Origin of the sequence: Enterobacter sp. BNK-34, assembly GCF_048684445.1 — a bacterium.
GTDB classification, from domain to species: Bacteria; Pseudomonadota; Gammaproteobacteria; order Enterobacterales; family Enterobacteriaceae; genus Enterobacter; species Enterobacter pseudoroggenkampii.
In genome coordinates, this window is sequence record NZ_JBLQUA010000001.1 from 1,674,522 (window position 1) to 1,696,108 (window position 21,587).

A 21,587-nucleotide genomic window follows, 5' to 3' on the forward strand; every position below is an offset into this window, starting at 1 on the left:
AAGAAATATTTGGGTGTTACACCCATTTTCAACCCGCGATTCGGGTTTTTGGCCAACAGGCCGTATTTTGCCGCGGAGCGGCACTTCATTTGCTTCCAGGGTGGAAACAGGGATATTCAGGAGAAAACGTGACAAAAATCCGCCAGTTATGTTTAGTCAGTGTGTTGCTGACAAGCGGGATTGCCAGCGCGGCGAATGTCCGTTTGCAGGTTGAGGGGTTATCCGGGGCGCTGGAAAAAAACGTGCGTGCGCAGCTATCGACCATCCAGAGTGATGAGGTGACGCCGGACCGGCGTTTTCGCGCGCGCGTCGATGATGCGATCCGCGAGGGGCTGAAAGCGCTGGGGTATTACGAACCCACCATTGATTTTGATCTTCGCCCGCCGCCAAAGAAGGGGCGCCAGGTCCTCATTGCCCGCGTTTCGCCCGGTGAGCCGGTACTGATTGGCGGCACGAACGTCATCCTGCGCGGCGGGGCGCGTACCGATCGGGACTACCTGGACCTGCTCAGCACGCGGCCAAAAGTCGGCACCGTGCTCAACCACGGTGACTACGACCATTTCAAAAAAGAGCTGACGAGCGTTTCCCTGCGTAAGGGCTACTTTGACAGCCAGTTCAACAAAAGCCAGCTGGGCATTGCGCTGGCGCGACGTCAGGCCTTCTGGGATATCGACTACGACAGCGGGGAACGCTACCGCTTTGGCGACGTGACGTTTGAAGGTTCGCAAATTCGTGAAGAGTACCTGCAAAACCTCGTGCCGTTCAAAAAAGGGGATTACTACCAGTCGAGCGATCTCGGAGAGCTGAACCGACGCCTCTCAGCTACCGGCTGGTTTAACTCCGTGGTTGTCGCGCCGGAATTTGATAAGTCTCGCAAAACCAAGGTGTTGCCGCTGCATGGCGTTGTTTCGCCGCGCACCGAGAACACCATTGAGACCGGTGTTGGCTACTCGACAGATGTGGGACCACGCGTGAAAACCTCGTGGAAAAAACCGTGGATGAACTCGTACGGTCACAGCCTGACCACCAGCCTGAGTCTCTCTGCGCCCGAGCAGCAGCTGGACTTCAGCTACAAAATGCCGCTGCTGAAAAATCCGCTTGAGCAATATTACCTTCTGCAGGGCGGTTTTAAGCGCACCGATTTAAACGACACAAAGCAGGACTCTACGACGCTTGCGGTCTCCCGCTTCTGGGATCTCTCCAGCGGCTGGCAGCGCGCCATTAACCTGCGCTGGAGCCTGGACCACTTTACCCAGGCCAACGTCACCAATACCACCATGCTGCTTTATCCGGGCGTGATGATCAGCCGTACCCGCTCGCGTGGGGGCCTGATGCCGACCTGGGGCGACTCGCAGCGCTACTCCATCGATTATTCCAACTCCGCCTGGGGCTCCGACGTGGACTTCTCCGTCATGCAGGCGCAAAACGTCTGGATCCGTACGCTGTACGACAAACATCGCTTTGTGATGCGCGGCAATCTCGGCTGGATTGAAACGGGAGACTTCGAGCGCGTTCCGCCGGACCTGCGCTTCTTCGCCGGGGGCGACCGCAGCATTCGCGGGTATAAGTACAAATCGATCTCACCTGAGAACGAAAAGGGCCAGCTGACCGGTGCGTCAAAACTGGCGACGGGCTCGCTGGAGTACCAGTACAACGTCAGCGGAAAGTGGTGGGGTGCAATGTTTGTTGACGGCGGTGAAGCGGTAAACGATATCCGCCGCAGCGACTTTAAAACCGGCGCGGGCGTCGGCGTGCGCTGGCAGTCACCCGTCGGGCCCATCAAGCTCGATTTTGCCGTGCCTGTCGGCGACAAAGATGAACACGGATTACAGTTTTACATCGGTCTGGGGCCTGAATTATGAGTTTATGGAAGAAAATAAGCCTCGGGGTGCTGATCTTTATCGTGCTGCTGCTCGGGACGGTGGCGTTTCTGGTAGGAACGACGACCGGGCTGCATCTGCTGTTTAACGCCGCGAACCGCTGGGTGCCGGGGCTGGAGATTGGTCAGGTGACGGGCGGCTGGCGCGACCTGCGCCTGAAGAACATCCGCTATGAGCAGCCGGGCGTGGCGGTCAACGCCGGGGAGTTCCATCTCGCGGTAAAGCTGGGCTGTCTGCGTGACAGCAAGCTCTGCGTCAACGATCTGTCGCTAAAAGATGTCAACGTGGCGATAGATTCAAAGAAAATGCCGAAGTCTGCGCCGGTTGAAGAAGAAGACAGCGGCCCGCTGAATCTCTCCACGCCGTACCCGATCGCGCTTTATCGGGTGGCGCTCGATAACGTCAATATCAAAATCGACGACACCACCGTGTCCGTGATGGATTTCACCTCCGGCCTGCGCTGGCAGGAGAAAAACCTCACTCTGACGCCAACGTCCCTGCAGGGCTTGCTGATCGCGCTGCCGAAAGTGGCCGACGTGGCGCAGGAAGAGATCGTCGAGCCGAAGATCCAGAACCCGCAGCCAGAAGAGAAGCCGCTGGGCGAAACGCTGAAAGACCTCTTCTCGAAGCCAGTGCTGCCGGAAATGACCGACGTACATCTGCCGCTGAACCTTAACATTGAGGAATTCAAAGGCGAACAGCTGCGCCTGACCGGTGATACCGACCTGACGGTCTATAACATGCTGCTGAAGGTCAGCAGCATTGACGGCAACATGAAGCTCGACGCGCTGGATATCGACACCAACCAGGGCTCGGTGAATGCGTCGGGTAATGCGCTGCTGCGCGACAGCTGGCCGGTGGATATCACGCTGAATAGCACCCTGAACATCGACCCGCTGAAAGGCGAGAAAGTGAAGGTCAAGGTGGGCGGGGCGCTGCGCGATAAGCTCGATGTTGGCGTGAATCTCTCCGGCCCGGTGGATATGGCCCTGCGTGCGCAAACCCAGCTGGCGGAAGCCGGGCTGCCGCTCAATCTTGAGGTTGTCAGCAAGCAGCTTTCCTGGCCGTTTACCGGCGAAAAGCAGTTCCAGGCCGATGACCTGAAGCTAAAGCTGAGCGGCAAGATGACCGACTACACGCTCTCTTTCCGCACCGCGGTGAAGGGGCAGGGCGTGCCGCCCGCGAACATCACCCTGGATGCGAAGGGCAACGAACAGCAGGTTAACCTCGACAAGCTGACCGTCGCGGCGCTGGAGGGCAAAACCGAGCTGACCGCGCTGCTCGACTGGCAGCAGGCGATCAGCTGGCGCGGCGAGCTGAAGCTGACGGGCATTAACACCGCCAAAGAGGTGCCGGACTGGCCGTCGAAGCTGGATGGCCTGATAAAAACGCGCGGCAGCCTGTACGGCGGCACGTGGCAGATGGACGTGCCGGAGATCAAGCTCACCGGGAACGTGAAGCAGAACAAGGTAAACGTTGAAGGCTCGGTGAAAGGCAACAGCTATCTGCAGTGGGTTATCCCGGGCCTGCACGTGGCCTTGGGTCGCAACACGGCGGATATCAAAGGCGAGCTGGGGGTGAAAGATCTCAATCTGGATGCCACCATCGACGCGCCGAATCTGGATAACGCCCTGCCGGGGCTTGGCGGTACGGCGAAGGGGCTCGTGAAGGTGCGCGGCACGGTAGACGCGCCGCAGCTGCTGGCGGATATCACCGCCAATAACCTGCGCTGGCAGGAGCTGAGCGTTGCCCGGGTTCGCGTGGAGGGGGATGTGAAATCCACCGACCAGATCGGCGGTAACCTGAACCTGCGCGTGGAACGTATTTCTCAGCCGGACGTGAACATTAGCCTGGTCACCCTGGACGCTAAAGGCAACGAGAAGCAGCACGACCTGCAGCTGCGGGTGCAGGGTGAGCCGGTCTCCGGCCAGCTCCATCTGACGGGAAGTTTCGACCGCAAAGAGGAGCGCTGGAAAGGGACGCTGGATAACACCCGCTTCACTACGCCGGTCGGGCCGCTGGCGCTGTCGCGCTCGATTGCGCTGGACTACCGCAACGCCGAGCAGAAGATCAGTATTGGGCCACACTGCTGGACCAACCCGAATGCGGAACTGTGCGTGCCGCAGACCATCGATGCGGGCGCGGAAGGGCGCGCGCAGATCAACCTCAACCGCTTCGATCTGGCGATGCTAAAACCGTTTATGCCGGATACCACGCAGGCGAGCGGCGTCTTCAGCGGGAAAGCCGATGTCGCCTGGGACACCACCAAAGAGGGGCTGCCGCAGGGCAGCGTGACGCTCTCCGGGCGTAACGTGAAGGTGACGCAGGAGGTCAACGACGCGCCGCTGCCGGTGGCGTTCGACACCCTGAACCTGAGTGCCGATCTGCATAACAATCGCGCACAGCTGGGGTGGACAATCCGCCTGACCAATAACGGTCAGTTGGATGGTCAGGTCCAGATTACCGACCCGCAGGGACGGCGTAATCTGGGCGGCAACGTTAACATCCGAAACTTCAACCTGGCGATGGTGAACCCGATTTTTGCGCGCGGGGAAAAAGCCGAAGGCATGCTGAACGCTAACCTGCGCCTGGCCGGCAACGCGCAAAGCCCGCAGCTGTTCGGTCAGATGCGGCTCAGCGGCGTGGATATTGACGGCAACTTCATGCCGTTTGACATGCAGCCCAGCCAGATCGCGATGAACTTCAACGGCATGAGCTCGACGCTGAGCGGCTCGGTATTAACGCAGCAAGGGCAAATTAACCTGAGCGGCGACGCGGACTGGAGCCAGCTCGACAACTGGCGCGCCCGTATTGCCGCGAAGGGCAGTAAGGTGCGCATCACCGTACCGCCGATGGTGCGCCTGGACGTCTCGCCTGATGTGGTCTTTGAAGCCACGCCAAGCCTCTTCACGCTTGACGGTCGTGTCGACGTGCCGTGGGCGCGCATCGTGGTTCACGACGTGCCGGAAAGTGCGGTCGGCGTCTCAAGTGATGAAGTTATGCTCAATGAAAATCTGAAACCTGTCGAACAGAAGAGCGCTGGCATACCGATTAATAGTAACCTTACCGTGCACGTGGGGAATAACGTGCGGTTGAATGCGTTTGGGCTGAAGGCGAGGCTCACGGGCGACCTGAAAGTGGCGCAGGATAAACAAGGGCTTGGCCTGAACGGGCAGATCAACATTCCTGAAGGGCGTTTCCATGCCTATGGTCAGGATCTGATTGTTCGCAAAGGCGAGCTGCTGTTCTCCGGCCCACCGGATCAGCCCCTGTTGAACATCGAAGCGATTCGTAACCCGGAAGCGACGGAAAACGACGTTATTGCTGGCGTTCGCGTCACCGGTTCCGCCGACGAACCGAAGGCGGAGATCTTCTCTGACCCGGCGATGTCGCAGCAGGAAGCCCTCTCTTATCTGCTGCGTGGACAAGGTCTGGACAGTGGACAAAGCGACAGTGCGGCGATGACCTCGATGTTAGTGGGTCTGGGGGTTGCACAAAGTGGGCAGGTTGTGGGTAAAATCGGCGAGACGTTCGGCGTAAGCAATCTGGCGCTGGACACCCAGGGCGTGGGTGACTCCTCGCAGGTGGTGGTCAGCGGCTATGTACTGCCGGGTCTGCAGGTAAAATATGGTGTGGGGATCTTTGACTCACTGGCAACACTCACGCTACGCTATCGCCTGATGCCTAAGCTATATCTGGAAGCAGTGTCCGGCGTAGACCAGGCACTTGATCTGCTCTATCAGTTTGAGTTTTAGCAATGCGAATATTTGTCTACGGCAGTTTAAGAACCAGGCAAGGCAACAGTCACTGGATGACCAATGCTCTGCTGCTGGGGAATTACAATATCGAGAACTACCAGTTGTACAGCCTGGGCCACTATCCAGGCGCGGTTCCGGGCGAAGGAACAGTACAGGGTGAAGTCTATCGTATTGATAACGCGACGCTTGCCGAACTTGATGCCTTGCGCACCAGGGGCGGTGAATACGCGCGCCAGTTGATCCAGACGCCGTACGGAAGTGCGTGGATGTATGTCTACCAGCGTCCGGTCGAAGGGTTAACGCGGATTGTAAGCGGTAACTGGTTAGACAGAGACCAGTACTGAAAAAAGACAACGCCACCGTGAGGTGGCGTTGTTTTTTTGTTCCTTCAACTCTCTTCCGTATCCCGGCGCCGGGTTAAAAACAGAGGAACGAACAGCATGATGTAGGGGGCTATAAGCCATAACAAACACAGGGCGCGTGAACGGCCATAGTAGTTTATGCACCGCGTATTGCTTGAAATGACGGGCAGGAAAAACAGTAAAAACAGCAGAATCGCATAATCGCTTCGATAAGGGATCCATAAGTAAAACAAAAACCAGGCAAGCTGGAATGTCATGATGCAGAGATACTGCCATTTGCTGTCTTTGCCGTAACAGTCAAACGCCTTTATGTAGCCCATCTTGATGCTTTGAAGAAAGAAACTTAGCATGTATAACGCTCACGATCTTGATGGTCAGGAGTGTATGTCTTTTTCAAAGGCAACAAAAAGCCCCGACATGCGGGGCTTTCATCAATCAGCAGTAAGAATTACTTCTTAGCAGCGCGTTCGAAAGAGGCGATGATTTCCGCTTTCGCTGCTTCTGCGTTGTCCCAGCCGTCAACTTTAACCCACTTGCCTTTTTCGAGGTCTTTGTAATGCTCGAAGAAGTGAGTGATCTGCGCTTTCAGCAGCTCTGGCAGGTCGTTCACATCTTTGATGTGATCGTATTCTTTGCTCAGCTTGGTGTGCGGTACTGCAACCAGCTTCGCATCTTCACCGGATTCGTCGGTCATTTTCAGCACGCCAACTGGACGGCAGCGAATGACGGAGCCTGGCTCCAGTGGGTATGGCGTTGGGACCAGCACGTCAACCGGGTCACCGTCCAGAGACAGGGTGTGGTTGATGTAACCGTAGTTGCACGGATAGAACATCGCGGTAGACATGAAACGGTCTACGAACAGGGCGCCGCTCTCTTTGTCCACTTCGTATTTGATCGGATCTGCGTTAGCCGGGATTTCGATAACTACGTAGATGTCTTCTGGCAGTTCTTTACCCGCTGGGACGTTGAGTAAGCTCATGTCGGTGTCCTTTAAAATGGATGGTAAACAAGTGGCAGGTATTATAGCCAACTCGCGCTGAATGTCTCCGCCTGTTTTCGCTTTATCTCCCCGCTTTCTCCACTTTTCAGACCGATTCCATGACAGGAAAATCCATAAACTCAGCCGCATTTTTCATGGCGAAATGAAAGCGATTACAAACTTGTGATTAACGTTTTATTCACTTTTCTGAAGTGTGATGTAACGCAATTCGTTACATATTTCATGGGCTATAGTCATTCCGCAGAACATCTTTTAACCAACAATAACTCACCCTACGAGGACGTTCATATGTGGAAGCGCTTACTCCTGGTCACAGCAGTTTCGGCAGCCATGTCGTCTATGGCGATGGCCGCTCCCTTAACCGTAGGTTTTTCGCAAGTCGGCTCTGAATCTGGCTGGCGAGCGGCAGAAACCAACGTGGCGAAAAGCGAGGCTCAGAAACGCGGCATTACCCTGAAAATTGCCGATGGTCAGCAAAAACAAGAGAATCAGATCAAAGCCGTGCGCTCCTTTATCGCCCAGGGCGTGGATGCCATCTTTATTGCACCCGTCGTGGCGACCGGCTGGGAACCCGTCCTGAAGGAAGCGAAAGACGCTGAGATCCCGGTCTTCCTGCTCGACCGTTCCATCGACGTCAAAGACAAATCCCTCTATATGACCACCGTCACCGCCAACAACGTGCTTGAAGGGCAATTGATTGGCGACTGGCTGGTGAAGCAGGTCGACGGCAAGCCGTGTAACGTCGTTGAGCTGCAGGGTACCGTCGGGGCGAGCGTGGCCATCGACCGTAAAAAAGGCTTTGCTGAAGCCATCGCGAAAGCGCCAAACATTAAGATTATCCGCTCTCAGTCCGGCGACTTTACCCGTAGTAAAGGTAAAGAGGTTATGGAGAGCTTCATTAAGGCTGAAAACAACGGCAAGAACATCTGCATGGTTTACGCCCACAACGATGACATGGTGATCGGTGCGATTCAGGCGATTAAAGAAGCGGGTCTGAAGCCGGGCAAAGATATCCTCACCGGCTCTATCGACGGCGTGCCGGACATCTACAAAGCGATGATCGACGGCGAAGCCAACGCCAGCGTGGAGCTGACGCCAAACATGGCGGGTCCGGCATTCGACGCGCTGGAGAAATTCAAGAAAGACGGCACGATGCCGGAGAAGGTGACGGTCACCAAGTCCACCCTCTACCTGCCTGATACGGCGAAAGAAGAGTTAGAGAAGAAGAAAAACATGGGCTATTAAGACCCGCGCCCCTCACCCCAGCCCTCTCCCCGGAGGGGAGAGGGAGAAAGGCAGGGCGGAGCTGGATATTAACAATTGGCACGATCAATCCCCTCTCCCCTCCGGGGAGAGGGTCAGGGTGAGGGGGAAACCATGACCACTGAACAACACCAGGAAATCCTCCGCACAGAGGGCTTGAGTAAATTCTTCCCCGGCGTAAAAGCGCTGGATAGCGTTGATTTCAGCCTGCGGCGCGGGGAGATCATGGCGCTGCTGGGCGAGAACGGCGCGGGAAAATCGACGCTGATTAAATCCCTGACCGGTGTTTATCACGCTGACCGCGGCACCATCTGGCTGGAAGGTAACGCCATTTCGCCCAAAAACACCGCCCATGCCCAGCAGCTGGGGATCGGGACGGTGTACCAGGAAGTGAACCTGCTGCCGAATATGTCGGTGGCGGATAACCTGTTTATTGGCCGTGAACCTCGCCGTTTTGGCCTGCTGCGCCGCAAAGAGATGGAAGCGCGGGCGACAACGCTGATGGAATCGTACGGCTTCTCCCTCGACGTCCGCGAGCCGCTGAACCGCTTTTCCGTGGCGATGCAGCAGATCGTCGCCATTTGCCGTGCGATCGATCTTTCCGCAAAGGTGCTGATCCTTGACGAACCCACCGCCAGCCTCGATACCCAGGAGGTGGAGATGCTCTTTACCCTGATGCGCCAGCTGCGCGATCAGGGCGTCAGCCTGATCTTCGTCACCCACTTCCTCGATCAGGTGTATGAGGTGAGCGATCGCATTACGGTGCTGCGCAACGGCAGCTTTGTCGGCTGCCGCGAAACCCGCGAGCTGCCGCAAATCGAGCTGGTAAAAATGATGCTTGGCCGCGAGCTCGAGACCAACGCCCTCCAGCGTGCAGGGCGCACGCTGCTGAGCGAGAAGCCGGTCGCCGCGTTCAGCGATTACGGCAAAAAAGGGGTGATCTCGCCGTTTAACCTTGAGGTGCGGCCAGGCGAAATTGTCGGCCTGGCGGGCCTGCTGGGCTCCGGCCGGACCGAGACCGCCGAGGTGATCTTCGGGATCAAGCCTGCCGACAGCGGCAGCGCGCTGATCAAGGGCAAACCGCAGACCCTGCGATCGCCGCATCAGGCCTCCTGTCTGGGCGTCGGCTTCTGCCCGGAGGACCGGAAAACGGACGGCATTATTGCCGCCGCCTCGGTGCGGGAAAATATCATTCTGGCGCTACAGGCGCAGCGCGGCTGGCTACGGCCGATCCCTAAGCGCGAGCAAAACGCCATTGCCGAGCGCTTTATCCGCCAGCTCGGCATCCGCACCCCGAGCGCGGAACAGCCCATTGAATTCCTCTCCGGCGGTAACCAGCAGAAAGTGCTGCTGTCGCGCTGGCTGCTGACCAAACCCCAGTTCCTGATCCTCGACGAACCGACCCGCGGCATTGACGTGGGGGCGCACGCCGAAATTATCCGGCTTATCGAAACCCTGTGCGCGGACGGTCTGGCGCTGTTGGTCATTTCCTCCGAGCTGGAAGAGCTGGTGGGCTATGCCGATCGCGTCATCATCATGCGCGATCGCAAACAGGTGGCAGAGATCCCGCTGGATAAGCTGTCCGTTCCGGCGATCATGAATGCCATCGCGGCATAAGGAGTGAATCGTGATGCCCCGTTCGCTTTCGCAAACCGGTGAGTCAAAGCGCCGCTTCAGCTGGCCAACCGGCACGCCGCAAATCGCGGCGCTGCTGGTGGTTCTGCTGGTGGATAGCCTGGTCGCGCCGCATTTCTTCCAGATCATCGTGCAGGATGGCCGCCTGTTTGGCAGCCCGATAGACATTTTAAACCGCGCCGCGCCGGTGGCGCTGCTGGCCATCGGAATGACGCTGGTGATTGCCACCGGCGGGATTGACCTCTCCGTCGGCGCGGTGATGGCTATCGCCGGGGCTACGGCCGCCTCCATGACCGTGGCCGGACATAGCCTGCCGGTGATCCTGCTGGCAGCCTTGGGCACCGGCGTGCTGGCAGGATTATGGAACGGTATTCTGGTTGCGGTGCTGAAAATCCAGCCCTTCGTCGCCACGCTGATTTTAATGGTGGCCGGGCGCGGCGTCGCGCAGCTGATAACCTCCGGCCAGATTGTGACCTTCAACTCCCCGAGCCTGGCGTGGCTCGGTAGCGGCAACCTTCTGTTCTTCCCGACGCCGGTGATTATTGCCCTGGTCACGCTCGTTGTCTTCTGGCTCTTCACCCGCAAAACGGCGCTGGGCATGTTCATTGAGGCCGTCGGGATCAACATCCGCGCCGCGCGCAACGCCGGCGTCAACACCCGACTGATGGTAATGCTGACCTACGTGCTGAGCGGCGTCTGCGCCGCCATCGCCGGGGTCATCGTCGCGGCGGATATTCGCGGGGCCGATGCCAACAACGCGGGACTCTGGCTGGAGCTGGACGCGATCCTCGCGGTGGTGATCGGCGGCGGGTCGCTGATGGGCGGGCGCTTTAACCTGCTGCTCTCGGTGATCGGCGCCCTGATCATTCAGGGCATGAACACCGGGATCCTGCTGTCGGGATTCCAGCCGGAACTCAACCAGGTGGTGAAAGCCGTGGTCGTGCTCTGCGTGCTGATCGTCCAGTCACCGCGCTTTGTCAGCATCATTAAGGGGATCCGTGGCCATGATAAAACGTAATTTACCGTTAATGATCACCCTGGGCGTGTTTGTGCTGGGGTATCTCTACTGCCTGACCCAGTTCCCGGGGTTTGCCTCGACGCGCGTGATTTGCAATATCCTGACCGATAACGCCTTTTTAGGCATCATCGCTGTCGGCATGACCTTCGTGATCCTCTCCGGCGGGATCGATCTCTCCGTCGGCTCGGTGATCGCGTTTACGGGCGTGTTCCTTGCGAAGGCGATCGGCTTCTGGGGGATCTCTCCTCTGGTGGCGTTTCCGCTGGTGCTGGCGATGGGCTGCGCGTTTGGCGCCTTTATGGGGCTGCTGATCGACGCGCTGAAAATCCCGGCGTTTATCATTACCCTCGCGGGAATGTTCTTCCTGCGCGGTGTGAGCTATCTGGTGTCGGAAGAGTCGATTCCAATTAACCACCCCATCTACGACACGCTCTCCAGCCTGGCGTGGAAAATTCCCGGCGGCGGCCGCCTGAGCGCGATGGGGCTGCTGATGCTGGGCGTGGTAGTGATTGGCATCTTCCTCGCTCACCGTACCCGTTTTGGCAATCAGGTTTACGCCATTGGCGGTAACGCCACGTCGGCCAACCTGATGGGCATTTCAACCCGCAGCACGACTATTCGCATCTATATGCTCTCGACCGGCCTGGCGACGCTGGCGGGCATCGTCTTCTCGGTGTATACCCAGGCGGGCTATGCCCTTGCAGGCGTGGGCGTCGAGCTGGATGCGATTGCTTCTGTGGTCATTGGCGGCACGCTGCTCAGCGGCGGGGTGGGCACGGTGCTGGGGACGCTGTTCGGCGTGGCCATCCAGGGGCTGATACAAACCTATATCAACTTTGACGGCACGCTCAGCTCCTGGTGGACGAAGATCGCCATCGGCATTCTGCTGTTTATTTTTATTGCCCTGCAGCGGGGGCTGACGGTGCTCTGGGAGAACCGTCAAAGCTCGCCTGTTACCCGCGTAAACACATCAGTAACAGAGCGATAACACGCTGAATTTGCTTAAAGTCTAAACATTTTCCGGTAGCGGCCGATACTCTTTTTTTATGCCCAGAAATATCTCGCTACCGGAAATAATATCATGCTTAAAACGCTATCGATTCGTACCGGCTTGCTCTCTTTACTGGCCGTTATGACCCTTCTGCTGCTGATTGTCAGCGGCATTGGCATTTATGCCCTCACACAGAGTTCTTCTTCGCTGCAGCGTATTAATCACCTTCAGGGTGAGCAGATGGTGCAGCTTAATTCAGGCTATACGCTGCTCCTGCGCGCGCGCAATGAAGCGGGTCAGGCCGTCCGCATGATGGAAATCGGCATGCTGGACGATGCGGCCAACGCGGTAAAAAACATCAATCAGGAAGTTGCCCTGGCCCAGAAAACGCTGAAAGGGGTAATTGACGGCGGCGTGGCTGACGAGCAGGGACAACAGCTGCTCGATAAAGTGGCGGCCAGCCTGGCGACGTATAGCCAGCAGGGGATCAATCCGATGCTGAAAACGCTGAATGACCAGAGCGCGGACGGGTATTACGATCTGCTCGAGAAGACGTTGATTCCGGTGGCGAAGCAGTTTGATAACGATATGCAGGCGTTTCAGAAATGGAGCGAAGCGCGGGGTCAGGCGGAAGTGAGCGCCGTGCAGTCGAGTAAAACCCGCGTCCTGATCCTGATTATCGTCGCAGCGCTGCTGACGGCGGGCATTATCGTGCTCGCCTGGCTGGTGCTGCGCCATATGCTGCTCAAGCCGCTCTCGGCCTCCATTGCTCAACTGGAGAACGTGGCAGCGGGGGATTTAACCCATACGCTGAATGCCCCCGCGAGCCAGGAGTTTAACCGCCTCAACGCGGTGATAGAGGAGATGCGCCAGTCGCTGATGAACTCGGTTCTGCGGGTACGTGATGCCAGCGCGCAAATTGACACCGGTAGCCGCGAGCTGACGCTGGGAAACCGCGATCTTGCCGAGCGTACGGAATCCACCGCCACGTCGCTGGAGCAGACGGCGGCCAGTATGGAACAGATCACCGCCACGGTGAAACTCAACGCCGATAACGCCGAGCAGGCGCACCAGCTGGCGAAATCGGTGTCTGACACGGCCGATCACGGCAGCGAGATGGTCTGCTACGTGATTGAAAAAATGTGCGATATCTCCGGCAGCTCGGCGCGCATCGCCGACATCCTGAGCGTGATCGACGGCATTGCCTTCCAGACCAATATCCTGGCGCTTAACGCCTCCGTGGAAGCGGCGCGCGCGGGCGAGCAGGGGCGCGGGTTTGCCGTCGTCGCAGGCGAGGTGCGAAACCTTGCCAGCCGCAGCGCCGACGCGGCGAAAGAGATCCGAACGCTAATCAGTGATTCGCAGACCCACGTTAACGAGGGGAGCGAGCTGGCCCAGCAGGCTGGCGAAACGATGGACGAGATCGCAACCGAAGTGCTGCGCATGACCAAACTGATGCGAGAGATTGCGACCGCGTCGCAGGAGCAGAGCCGGGGCATTGAGCAGGTGAATATTGCGGTGAACCAGATGGACGAAACCGCGCAGCAGAATGCGGCGCTGGTGCAGCAATCCTCCGCCGCGACCCGCTCCCTTGAGGAGCAGTCGCGTCAGCTGATGGAAGCCATGTCATCATTCAAAGTGACGACTCAGAACGCGGCATAATATTACCCAGCCCCGGTACGTTCTGTGCCGGGGTTTTATTCCTTCCGGAATTAAGCGCCCCGATATTATCGTGAATTTCGCCCATTAATATTTCCAGCGAGCTGGTTAAGGCTAACGCTTTTTCGGTCGGTTCAAGGTATAAACCTTTACGGAAAAATAACGGCTCATCAAAGAGTTGATTAAAGCGCTTTAAGGCCAGACTCACCGCAGGACGGGACATCTCCAGACGCAAAGAGGCCTTTGCCATGCTGCCGCAGCGGACGATTTCAATAAATACAGGGATAAGATTTAAATCAATGCCGGTATTAGCACGGGAATAATTTTTCATTGCGATTCTGCTCCACGAAATATCTGTCAAACTGTTATGGAAATAATGCAGGAGCAGTGGTGAATATTAAAGCATGTTTTTTATAAACACTTATACGGTAAAATATATAAATGACAAGGGGAGCCGGACAGGCTCCCCTGAAGAGAGGGATTACGCGTCCGGGTACTCACGGATAAAACGTTCAACGTCTTCAACCATGTGGTTGTTGCCGACGAAGAATGAACGGCGCTGGTGAAGGCTTTCCGGCACGATGTCCAGAATACGCTCTTTACCGTCGCTCGCCTTGCCGCCCGCCTGTTCAGCAAGGAACGCCATCGGGTTGCATTCGTACAGCAGACGCAGTTTCCCGTCCGGGTGGCTGGCGGTGCTTGGGTAGAGGTAGATACCGCCTTTCAGCAGGTTACGGTGGAAATCCGCGACAAGAGAGCCAATATAGCGGGACGTGTACGGGCGCTGGGTCGCTTTATCTTCTTCCTGGCAGAATTTAATGTACTTCTTCACGCCGTTCGGGAATCGGATGTAGTTGCCTTCGTTGATGGAGTAGGTGTTGCCCTTCTGCGGGAAGCGCATGCGTTCCTGGCTCAGACAGAAAACGCCCAGTGATGGATCGTACGTGAAGGCGTGAACCCCGCACCCGGTCGTATACACCAGCATGGTGGAGGAGCCATAAACGACGTAACCGGCAGCAACCTGATTAATGCCCGGCTGCAGGAAATCTTCTTCGGTCACCGGCGTGCCAACAGGCGTGACGCGGCGGTAGATGGAGAAAATGGTACCGACAGAAACGTTAACGTCGATGTTTGAGGAGCCGTCGAGCGGATCCATCAGAACAACGTATTTAGCGTGTTCACACCCTTCGAAAACAACAATTTCATCTTCTTCTTCAGAGGCGATACCCGCAACGATGTCGCGCGCGCGCAGTGCAGCTTTCAATTTTTCATTTGCGAACAGATCGAGCTTCTGTTGAACCTCGCCCTGAACGTTCTCGGCACCGCTGGCACCCAGGATATCGACCAGACCGGCCTTGTTGATATCACGGTGGATGATCTTAGCGCCCAGCTTTATTGCCGACAGCAAAGCAGTGAGTTCACCGGTAGCATGAGAGAACTCGTGCTGCTTTTCGACAATAAATTCACCTAACGTTTTCATAACACTTTCCCTGCATCTTTGTGAGTAGAGCGATTGTATGTTCACTAAAACGACTAAAGCCCAACAATCTTAACAAACATTCAAATATTAGCGCAGAGGTGAATCGCGCCAGCAACATACGGATTTACCTGAAATGCGTTTCACACCCGCTAACATGTGAGTAAAATGTGCGCCACATTGAAGAAGGATAGTGACGTATGCGCATTCATATATTGGGGATTTGTGGCACTTTCATGGGCGGACTGGCAATGCTGGCGCGCTCGCTGGGCCATGAAGTGACAGGTTCGGACGCCAATGTGTATCCGCCGATGAGCACACTTCTGGAGAAACAGGGCATCGCTTTAATTCAGGGCTACGATGCCAGCCAGCTGGATCCCGAGCCGGACCTGGTGATCATTGGCAACGCCATGACCCGCGGCAATCCGTGCGTCGAGGCGGTACTGGAACGCAATATTCCGTTCATGTCCGGCCCGCAGTGGCTGCATGACTTCGTCCTGCGCGACCGCTGGGTGGTTGCCGTTGCCGGTACCCACGGCAAAACCACGACCGCCGGAATGGCTACCTGGATCCTCGAAGCCTGCGGCTACAAGCCGGGCTTCGTGATCGGCGGCGTACCGGGTAATTTCGACGTCTCTGCGCGTCTGGGCGATAGCCCGTTCTTTGTGATCGAAGCCGACGAGTATGACTGCGCGTTCTTCGACAAGCGTTCTAAGTTCGTGCATTACTACCCGCGCACGCTGATCCTCAACAACCTTGAGTTCGACCACGCGGATATCTTTGACGACCTGAAAGCGATCCAGAAACAGTTCCACCACCTGGTGCGCATTGTTCCGGGCCAGGGCCGCATCATCCTGCCGGAGAACGACATCAACCTGAAACAGACGATGGCGATGGGATGCTGGAGCGAGCAGGAGCTGGTGGGCGAGCAGGGCCACTGGCAGGCGAAGAAACTCAACGCCGATGCCTCCGAGTGGGAAGTGCTGCTCGACGGTGAAAAAGTGGGTGAGGTGAAGTGGGGCCTGGTGGGCGAGCACAACATGCACAACGGCCTGATGGCGATTGCAGCAGCGCGTCACGTGGGCGTGCTGCCTGCGGATGCAGCCAATGCGCTGGGCTCGTTTATCAATGCCCGCCGCCGTCTGGAGCTGCGCGGTGAAGCCCACGGCGTTACCGTGTATGACGATTTCGCGCACCACCCAACGGCCATTCTGGCCACGCTTGCTGCCCTGCGTGGCAAGGTCGGCGGTACCGCGCGCATTCTGGCGGTACTGGAACCGCGCTCGAACACCATGAAGATGGGCATCTGCAAAGATGACCTCGCGCCGTCGTTAGGACGTGCCGATGAAGTCTTCCTGCTGCAGCCGCAGCATATTCCGTGGCAGGTGGCGGAAGTCGCCGATGCCTGCATTCAGCCTGCGCACTGGAGCGCGGATGTGGATGCGCTCGCGGATATGGTGGTGAAAGCCGCTCAGCCTGGCGACCACATTCTGGTGATGAGCAATGGCGGTTTTGGTGGGATCCATCAGAAGCTGCTGGACGGTCTTACGAAGAAAGCGGAAGCGGCCGCCGACGCGTAAAAAAAAGCCCGGTGGCGCTTGCGCTTACCGGGCCTACGTTCTTTTCTCCCTCCCCTCTCTGGGGAGAGGGGGATTACTCTTCGTTCTCAGACAGCTCGCGCAGATACTGGAAAATCAGGCGCGCAGATTTCGGCGGCTTATTCCCTTCTTTCTCTTTCTTCGCGTTGCGGATCAAGGAACGCAGCTGCTGGCGGTCGGCATCCGGCCACAGGTTCAGCACTTCCGGTACGGCGTCATCACCCTGTTCAATCAGGCGATCGCGGATCTGCTCCAGCTTGTGGAACAGCGCAACCTGCTGGTTGTGGCGGTTTTTCAGCTTGTCCAGCGCCTGGCGGATCGGATCGACGTCGCGCTGACGCAGCATTTTCCCGATAAGCTGAAGCTGGCGACGACGGCCTTCTTTTTTGATTTTCTGTGCCAGTTCAATGGCATCACGCAGATCCTGGTCGAGCGGGATCTTGTCCAGCGCGTTTTTACCCAGTTCTACCATTTCCGCGCCAAGCTGTTTTAACTCTTCGGCGTCACGTTTAATTTCACTTTTACTGACCCAGATGATCTCATCATCTTCGTCTTCGATGTCATCACCGGGAACGTCGTCGAGCCAGTCTTCGGGCTGCTTAGTCATGTCAGGCTCCTTAAAAAAAGAGGCTAATGTTACCAGTTAAGACGCGCACTGAAAAACGGTTCTCTGTTAGACTTCAGATAACTCTCTCTTACAGTATGGCATTTGCGATGAAAGTAACCTCACAAGTTGAAGCGCAGCGTAAGATTCTTGAAGAAGCCGTCTCCACCGCGCTGATGCTTGCTTCAGAAAAATCAGATGGCGCCGAAGTGGCGGTCAGCAAAACCACCGGCATCAGCGTGAGTACCCGCTATGGCGAAGTGGAGAATGTCGAATTCAACAGCGACGGCGCGCTGGGGATCACGGTGTATCACCAGAATCGCAAAGGCAGCGCGTCATCCACCGATCTCAGTCCGGATGCCATTGCCCGTACGGTGCAGGCGGCGCTCGATATCGCCCGTTATACCTCCCCGGATCCTTACGCAGGCGTGGCGGATAAAGAGCTGCTGGCGTTTGATGCGCCGGATCTCGATCTTTTCCACCCGGCGGAAGTGACCCCGGACGAAGCGATCGAACTGGCCGCGCGCGCCGAGCAGGCTTCCCTGCAGGCGGATAAGCGCATCACCAATACCGAAGGCGGCAGCTTTAACAGCCACTACGGCATCAAAGTCTTCGGCAACAGCCACGGCATGCTGCAGGGCTACTGCTCCACCCGTCATTCGCTCTCCAGCTGCGTCATCGCCGAAGAAAACGGTGACATGGAGCGCGACTACGCCTACACCATTGGCCGCGCGCTGGGGGACTTGCAGTCTCCGGAGTGGGTGGGTAAAGAGTGTGCCGAACGCACGCTGTCTCGCCTGTCGCCGCGTAAACTCTCCACCATGAAGGCCCCGGTTATTTTTGCCAACGAAGTGGCGACCGGTCTGTTTGGTCATCTGGTGGGCGCTATCGCGGGCGGCTCGGTTTACCGTAAATCGACCTTCCTGCTCGATTCGCTGGGCAAGCAGATCCTGCCGGAATGGTTGACCATCGAAGAGCATCCGCATCTGCTGAAAGGGCTGGCCTCCACGCCGTTCGACAGCGAAGGCGTGCGTACCGAGCGTCGTGACATCGTCAAAGACGGCGTGCTGACCCAGTGGCTGCTGACCAATTACTCCGCGCGCAAGCTGGGGCTGAAAAGCACCGGACACGCTGGCGGGATCCACAACTGGCGCATTGCCGGGCAGGGCCTCAACTTTGAGCAGATGCTGAAAGAGATGGGTACCGGCCTGGTCGTCACGGAACTGATGGGCCAGGGCGTAAGCGGCATCACCGGAGACTACTCTCGCGGCGCGGCGGGCTTCTGGGTGGAAAACGGCGAAATTCAGTATCCGGTAAGCGAGATTACGATTGCCGGCAATCTGAAGGACATGTGGCGCAATATCGTTACGGTCGGTAACGATATTGAAACACGTAGCAATATACAGTGTGGTTCTGTACTTCTGCCGGAAATGAAAATCGCCGGCCAGTAATATCCGTAAAGGCGTTTTAATAATAAAAAAGGAAGTGAGCAATGCGTAAACATCTGTTAGCGATCGTCGCGGCTTCAACGCTGGTTCTTGGCTCTTCTGCGTTTGCTGCCGATCTTGAAGACGACATGGGCATCCTCGGTCAAAACCTGAAGGTGGTGCAGAAAACGGACAATGCGGCTGAAATGAAAGACGCGCTGACCAAAATGCGTGAAGCGGCGCTGGACGCCCAAAAAGCGACCCCGCCTAAGCTGGAAAGCAAAGACGCAGACAGCGCAGAGATGAAAGACTACCGTCACGGCTTTGACGTGCTGGTCGGCCAGATCGACGGCGCGCTGAAGCTGGCTAACGAAGGCAAAGTGAAGGAAGCCCAGGCGGCGGCCGAGCAGTTTGTGACCACGCGCAACACGTACCACCAAAAGTATCGTTAATTGGGTGCCTGAGCTGTACGTCCTTTGCCCGTATGCGGAGGCGCATGACGCGCCCCCGCATCCTTGCTCCTGACTTTCCGGAGCGACAATCCATCCTCGCTGTCACTGCAAAAGAATCGTTTCGAAAACTGATCTCGCACAGTGTTTTCCGCGTCACCAGCGTTAAGATGATTATTGTCAAAGCAATAATCATCAAAACTCCAATGCCTGGGTTTTGGCGTTTCATGGATGCCTCCTTGCTTTAAAGCGGGCGAGGTAGCGAACTCCACGGTCCGACGTGTCGTTTCGAGCCCCCGCCCTGATTTTCTATCAGGCGGGGCTTTCCACTTTCCGTCCCATGCCTGAGACGGTCAGTCTCAAGCACCCGTTGCCACTCTAGCGGATCCCCATAAGAAAACCTTATCCACGTCACATTTCTACGAGACCGCTCGTAATCTTTTCCGCTTTGCTTGCCCCGTTTTGGCCACGCAATAGCGTGATATTCATCACGTAAATGCAGCGGTTTATCCAGATTCACCGTATTTATGTGGCACAGATCACTGCCGCGGCTCGCCTTTCCACTTCGAAGTGGAAAACAACTCGCTACAAACAATTCCCCCCCAACGTTAGTTTTATTCCAGAGCCATTAACGGGGTAAGACCAGTGATTAACGGAGCGGTAATGAACGACGTTGGGGAACAGGCAGAGCAAACAGAACAGCTCGCAAACACCATGCTGCAGCAGGTTTATGCCCTGCTGGCCCGGAACAACATCATCCCCAATGCGGTACAGGAGCAGATGCTCACCTCCCACGTGCGCGCCATGGCGCACCGGTCCGTGACCGGCGAGCCGCTGCCGGAGGTTGAAGCAGAGCTGTTTGACGAAATTTCACCGGATTCAATGCGGCTCGCCCGTGAAGTGGTCGCGCAGTTTGGCAACCTTCCTGATGAAGAAGCCTGGCTGCTCTCCGTTCACTTTGAAGTCGCGAAAGACAACCTTTAAGGAGCAACACATGGAACAGATTACAGTCGTGATTGGCGATCGCCTGGGTAAAGGTCAGAAAGTGGCTGCCGGTGTGGAAAAAGCAGGTGGACGCGCGGTGGTTGTGCCGGGCATGGCGGCGGACATGAAGCTCGGCGACATGATGAAAGCGGAAAACGCCACCTTCGGCATCTCCTTCTGCGGCAGCGGCGGCGCGGGTGCCATCACTGCCCAAACCAAATATGGCTACAAAGCCAAATACGGCATGCGTTCCGTGGAAGAGGGCGTGACCGCCATCAACGAAGGCTGCAACGTGCTGGGCTTCGGCTTTATGGATAAAGAAGAGCTGGGCGAGCGTCTGGTGCAGGCGTGGCAGAAAAAATACGGCGCATAAGCATGAAAGAACAGTTCACAACCACGGTGAGAGTGAAGGGGAAGGGCGACGCCAAAGCGCGCGCCTTTGCCGACGCGCTCAACCACGTTCAGGCCGCGGTGATGAAAGCTTCACCGCATATCTTACTGCGTATTGAGCCACAGGATGTGCAGGTCGTTCAGGCGCAAGAAGCGGTGCGTAAAGAAGCGTTTCTGTTCTTCTTTCTGCGCCGGGAAAGACGCACCTACAGCGTGGAGCTGGATGTGACCGTCAACGTGACCGCCATCAATCTCGACCAGGTGGATTTCGTCACGCAACGCTGATTATTCATAAAAGGGCAGACTGATGTTCTTAATTATATTAATAAAATCGCTCATCATTGGCGGCCTGGTTGGCGTCGGTGTCGGAGCCGGGGCTGCACGCATGTTTCATGCGCCTACCACACAGGGTATGGGCGCGTTTCGTACGTTGGGGGAACTGAACTCCTGTGAAGGGGATCCGGCGTCCCACTTCTCCTTTGGGTTAGGTTTCTTCTTTAACGCCTGGGCCTCTTCCGTGGCCGCAGGGGCTTTCACACAGGACGTTGACCACCGCATCATCCCGAACTGGGGTGCTGCTGCACTGATGATCAAAAACCGTAACGTCGGCGAAACGCTGCACGACCCGCGCAAAATGGCGATTGCCTGCGGCGTAATCGGCATGATCGTCGTGACCTTCCTGAACCTGACCGCCTCCTCCGTTCCGGCAGCGCTTCAGGTCACTGCCGTGAAGGTGCTGGTACCGGCGGCGAACCTTCTGGTGAACACCGTGATGCCGGTGATCTTCTGGCTGGCGGCCATCGACGCGGGTAAAAAATCGGGCTTCTGGGCCACCATCTTCGGCGGCGCGGCGCAGCTGATCATGGGCAACGCCGTACCGGGCCTGGTGCTGGGGATCCTGATCGGTAAAGGCGTTGAAGAGAGCGGCTGGAACCACGTCACCAAAGTGATGATGGCGGCGATCGTCCTGCTCTTCGTGCTGAGCGGCTTCTTCCGCGGCTTCGACATGAAGATGATCGAATCCTTCCATCTGACCGTGCCGAACTGGCTCGACATGATCCACAACTCGCTCAGCGGTAAATAACAGGAGCC

General features: G+C 57.1%; 21 protein-coding genes. 15 read left to right on the top strand and 6 right to left on the bottom strand.

Annotation, left to right across the window (positions count from 1 at the left end; translation table 11 throughout):
- Nucleotides 1-128 precede the first annotated feature (128 nt).
- Genes tamA through ACMGG5_RS08200 form a run of 3 tightly spaced genes read left to right on the top strand, consistent with a single transcriptional unit; the run spans nt 129 to nt 5,982 of the window.
- On the top strand, nt 129-1,862 hold the full coding sequence (gene tamA, locus ACMGG5_RS08190; RefSeq protein ID WP_024907290.1) for an autotransporter assembly complex protein TamA: 1,734 nt from the start codon (nt 129-131) through the stop codon (nt 1,860-1,862).
- Nucleotides 1,859-5,635, top strand: a complete 3,777-nt coding sequence (gene tamB / locus ACMGG5_RS08195) for an autotransporter assembly complex protein TamB (RefSeq protein ID WP_420277698.1) — start codon at nt 1,859-1,861, stop codon at nt 5,633-5,635. Before tamA ends, tamB begins: the two co-directional genes overlap by 4 nt.
- A gap of 2 nt (nt 5,636-5,637) precedes the next feature.
- Nucleotides 5,638-5,982 carry a gamma-glutamylcyclotransferase family protein gene (locus ACMGG5_RS08200; protein WP_024907288.1) on the top strand — a complete coding sequence of 115 codons (345 nt, stop codon included), beginning with the start codon at nt 5,638-5,640 and terminating at the stop codon, nt 5,980-5,982.
- A gap of 44 nt (nt 5,983-6,026) precedes the next feature.
- Here the strand turns inward: ACMGG5_RS08200 and ACMGG5_RS08205 are convergent, their stop codons facing one another.
- The gene (locus ACMGG5_RS08205; RefSeq protein ID WP_023334291.1) at nt 6,027-6,350 is read right to left on the bottom strand and encodes a hypothetical protein; all 324 of its coding nucleotides are present in this window, start codon (nt 6,348-6,350) and stop codon (nt 6,027-6,029) included.
- A 98-nt stretch (nt 6,351-6,448) separates the two neighbouring features.
- Entirely contained in the window at nt 6,449-6,979 is a 531-nt protein-coding gene (gene ppa / locus ACMGG5_RS08210; protein ID WP_010427397.1) for an inorganic diphosphatase, read from the bottom strand.
- 309 nt (nt 6,980-7,288) lie between these two features.
- On the opposite strand from ppa, the gene ytfQ reads away from it, so the two are divergent.
- The 5 genes from ytfQ (at nt 7,289) to ACMGG5_RS08235 (ending at nt 13,569) form a co-directional block, all read left to right on the top strand.
- Nucleotides 7,289-8,245 carry a galactofuranose ABC transporter substrate-binding protein YtfQ gene (gene ytfQ / locus ACMGG5_RS08215; protein ID WP_014882271.1) on the top strand — a complete coding sequence of 319 codons (957 nt, stop codon included), beginning with the start codon at nt 7,289-7,291 and terminating at the stop codon, nt 8,243-8,245.
- A gap of 132 nt (nt 8,246-8,377) precedes the next feature.
- Nucleotides 8,378-9,880, top strand: coding sequence for a galactofuranose ABC transporter, ATP-binding protein YtfR (ytfR, locus tag ACMGG5_RS08220; RefSeq protein ID WP_024907287.1), 1,503 nt, complete (start codon nt 8,378-8,380; stop codon nt 9,878-9,880).
- Nucleotides 9,881-9,890: 10 nt separating this feature from the next.
- Nucleotides 9,891-10,916 (top strand): galactofuranose ABC transporter, ATP-binding protein YtfT, encoded by a 1,026-nt coding sequence (gene ytfT, locus ACMGG5_RS08225; protein ID WP_024907286.1) that lies wholly within the window; start codon nt 9,891-9,893, stop codon nt 10,914-10,916.
- Nucleotides 10,903-11,904, top strand: coding sequence for a galactofuranose ABC transporter, permease protein YjfF (gene yjfF, locus ACMGG5_RS08230; protein WP_023334296.1), 1,002 nt, complete (start codon nt 10,903-10,905; stop codon nt 11,902-11,904). The genes ytfT and yjfF overlap by 14 nt, the downstream gene beginning before the upstream one ends.
- 93 nt (nt 11,905-11,997) lie before the next feature.
- Nucleotides 11,998-13,569, top strand: a complete 1,572-nt coding sequence (locus tag ACMGG5_RS08235) for a methyl-accepting chemotaxis protein (protein ID WP_420277699.1) — start codon at nt 11,998-12,000, stop codon at nt 13,567-13,569.
- Here the strand turns inward: ACMGG5_RS08235 and ACMGG5_RS08240 are convergent.
- On the bottom strand, nt 13,541-13,897 hold the full coding sequence (locus ACMGG5_RS08240) for a helix-turn-helix domain-containing protein (RefSeq protein WP_024907284.1): 357 nt from the start codon (nt 13,895-13,897) through the stop codon (nt 13,541-13,543). The genes ACMGG5_RS08235 and ACMGG5_RS08240 overlap by 29 nt on opposite strands.
- Nucleotides 13,898-14,047: 150 nt before the next feature.
- Nucleotides 14,048-15,046 carry a class 1 fructose-bisphosphatase gene (fbp, locus tag ACMGG5_RS08245; protein ID WP_024907283.1) on the bottom strand — a complete coding sequence of 333 codons (999 nt, stop codon included), beginning with the start codon at nt 15,044-15,046 and terminating at the stop codon, nt 14,048-14,050.
- A 197-nt stretch (nt 15,047-15,243) separates the two neighbouring features.
- On the opposite strand from fbp, the gene mpl reads away from it, so the two are divergent.
- On the top strand, nt 15,244-16,623 hold the full coding sequence (gene mpl, locus ACMGG5_RS08250; protein WP_420277700.1) for a UDP-N-acetylmuramate:L-alanyl-gamma-D-glutamyl-meso-diaminopimelate ligase: 1,380 nt from the start codon (nt 15,244-15,246) through the stop codon (nt 16,621-16,623).
- 73 nt (nt 16,624-16,696) lie between these two features.
- On the opposite strand, the gene yjgA is transcribed toward mpl, so the two are convergent.
- Nucleotides 16,697-17,248 (bottom strand): ribosome biogenesis factor YjgA, encoded by a 552-nt coding sequence (gene yjgA, locus ACMGG5_RS08255; RefSeq protein WP_008501414.1) that lies wholly within the window; start codon nt 17,246-17,248, stop codon nt 16,697-16,699.
- Between the two features lie 95 nt (nt 17,249-17,343).
- Here yjgA and pmbA point away from each other — a divergent pair, with 95 nt between their 5' ends.
- Nucleotides 17,344-18,696, top strand: coding sequence for a metalloprotease PmbA (pmbA, locus tag ACMGG5_RS08260; RefSeq protein ID WP_048992995.1), 1,353 nt, complete (start codon nt 17,344-17,346; stop codon nt 18,694-18,696).
- Nucleotides 18,697-18,737: 41 nt separating this feature from the next.
- Nucleotides 18,738-19,124: a cytochrome b562 gene (gene cybC, locus ACMGG5_RS08265; protein ID WP_157188525.1), complete on the top strand. Its 387-nt coding sequence runs from the start codon at nt 18,738-18,740 to the stop codon at nt 19,122-19,124.
- Here the strand turns inward: cybC and ACMGG5_RS08270 are convergent.
- A complete protein-coding gene (locus ACMGG5_RS08270) occupies nt 19,039-19,350 on the bottom strand; it encodes a Hok/Gef family protein (RefSeq protein ID WP_157188526.1) in 312 nt (103 codons plus the stop codon). The two genes, cybC and ACMGG5_RS08270, sit on opposite strands and share 86 nt — an antisense overlap.
- 416 nt (nt 19,351-19,766) lie before the next feature.
- On the opposite strand from ACMGG5_RS08270, the gene ACMGG5_RS08275 reads away from it, so the two are divergent.
- The 4 genes from ACMGG5_RS08275 to ACMGG5_RS08290 are packed head-to-tail and all read left to right on the top strand — an operon-like array spanning nt 19,767 to nt 21,579.
- Nucleotides 19,767-20,105, top strand: a complete 339-nt coding sequence (locus ACMGG5_RS08275) for a glycine dehydrogenase (RefSeq protein WP_025911967.1) — start codon at nt 19,767-19,769, stop codon at nt 20,103-20,105.
- A gap of 10 nt (nt 20,106-20,115) precedes the next feature.
- On the top strand, nt 20,116-20,478 hold the full coding sequence (locus ACMGG5_RS08280; protein WP_010427372.1) for an SFCGS family glycine-rich protein: 363 nt from the start codon (nt 20,116-20,118) through the stop codon (nt 20,476-20,478).
- A 2-nt stretch (nt 20,479-20,480) separates the two neighbouring features.
- Nucleotides 20,481-20,780 carry a DUF4312 family protein gene (locus tag ACMGG5_RS08285; protein ID WP_006810338.1) on the top strand — a complete coding sequence of 100 codons (300 nt, stop codon included), beginning with the start codon at nt 20,481-20,483 and terminating at the stop codon, nt 20,778-20,780.
- 22 nt (nt 20,781-20,802) lie between these two features.
- Entirely contained in the window at nt 20,803-21,579 is a 777-nt protein-coding gene (locus ACMGG5_RS08290; RefSeq protein ID WP_008501408.1) for a DUF4311 domain-containing protein, read from the top strand.
- Nucleotides 21,580-21,587 lie beyond the last annotated feature (8 nt).

What these genes read in the sequence shown, in the direction of transcription:
- ACMGG5_RS08205 (WP_023334291.1), bottom strand. Translation starts at nt 6,350, where the DNA reads ATGCTAAGTTTCTTTCTTCAAAGCATCAAGATGGGCTACATAAAGGCG.
- ACMGG5_RS08285 (WP_006810338.1), top strand. Translation starts at nt 20,481, where the DNA reads ATGAAAGAACAGTTCACAACCACGGTGAGAGTGAAGGGGAAGGGCGAC.
- ACMGG5_RS08235 (WP_420277699.1), top strand. Translation starts at nt 11,998, where the DNA reads ATGCTTAAAACGCTATCGATTCGTACCGGCTTGCTCTCTTTACTGGCC.
- yjgA (WP_008501414.1), bottom strand. Translation starts at nt 17,248, where the DNA reads ATGACTAAGCAGCCCGAAGACTGGCTCGACGACGTTCCCGGTGATGAC.
- ACMGG5_RS08280 (WP_010427372.1), top strand. Translation starts at nt 20,116, where the DNA reads ATGGAACAGATTACAGTCGTGATTGGCGATCGCCTGGGTAAAGGTCAG.
- ACMGG5_RS08200 (WP_024907288.1), top strand. Translation starts at nt 5,638, where the DNA reads ATGCGAATATTTGTCTACGGCAGTTTAAGAACCAGGCAAGGCAACAGT.
- mpl (WP_420277700.1), top strand. Translation starts at nt 15,244, where the DNA reads ATGCGCATTCATATATTGGGGATTTGTGGCACTTTCATGGGCGGACTG.
- ytfQ (WP_014882271.1), top strand. Translation starts at nt 7,289, where the DNA reads ATGTGGAAGCGCTTACTCCTGGTCACAGCAGTTTCGGCAGCCATGTCG.
- tamB (WP_420277698.1), top strand. Translation starts at nt 1,859, where the DNA reads ATGAGTTTATGGAAGAAAATAAGCCTCGGGGTGCTGATCTTTATCGTG.
- pmbA (WP_048992995.1), top strand. Translation starts at nt 17,344, where the DNA reads ATGGCATTTGCGATGAAAGTAACCTCACAAGTTGAAGCGCAGCGTAAG.
- fbp (WP_024907283.1), bottom strand. Translation starts at nt 15,046, where the DNA reads ATGAAAACGTTAGGTGAATTTATTGTCGAAAAGCAGCACGAGTTCTCT.
- ppa (WP_010427397.1), bottom strand. Translation starts at nt 6,979, where the DNA reads ATGAGCTTACTCAACGTCCCAGCGGGTAAAGAACTGCCAGAAGACATC.
- ACMGG5_RS08240 (WP_024907284.1), bottom strand. Translation starts at nt 13,897, where the DNA reads ATGAAAAATTATTCCCGTGCTAATACCGGCATTGATTTAAATCTTATC.
- ACMGG5_RS08290 (WP_008501408.1), top strand. Translation starts at nt 20,803, where the DNA reads ATGTTCTTAATTATATTAATAAAATCGCTCATCATTGGCGGCCTGGTT.
- yjfF (WP_023334296.1), top strand. Translation starts at nt 10,903, where the DNA reads ATGATAAAACGTAATTTACCGTTAATGATCACCCTGGGCGTGTTTGTG.
- ytfR (WP_024907287.1), top strand. Translation starts at nt 8,378, where the DNA reads ATGACCACTGAACAACACCAGGAAATCCTCCGCACAGAGGGCTTGAGT.
- ACMGG5_RS08270 (WP_157188526.1), bottom strand. Translation starts at nt 19,350, where the DNA reads ATGAAACGCCAAAACCCAGGCATTGGAGTTTTGATGATTATTGCTTTG.
- cybC (WP_157188525.1), top strand. Translation starts at nt 18,738, where the DNA reads ATGCGTAAACATCTGTTAGCGATCGTCGCGGCTTCAACGCTGGTTCTT.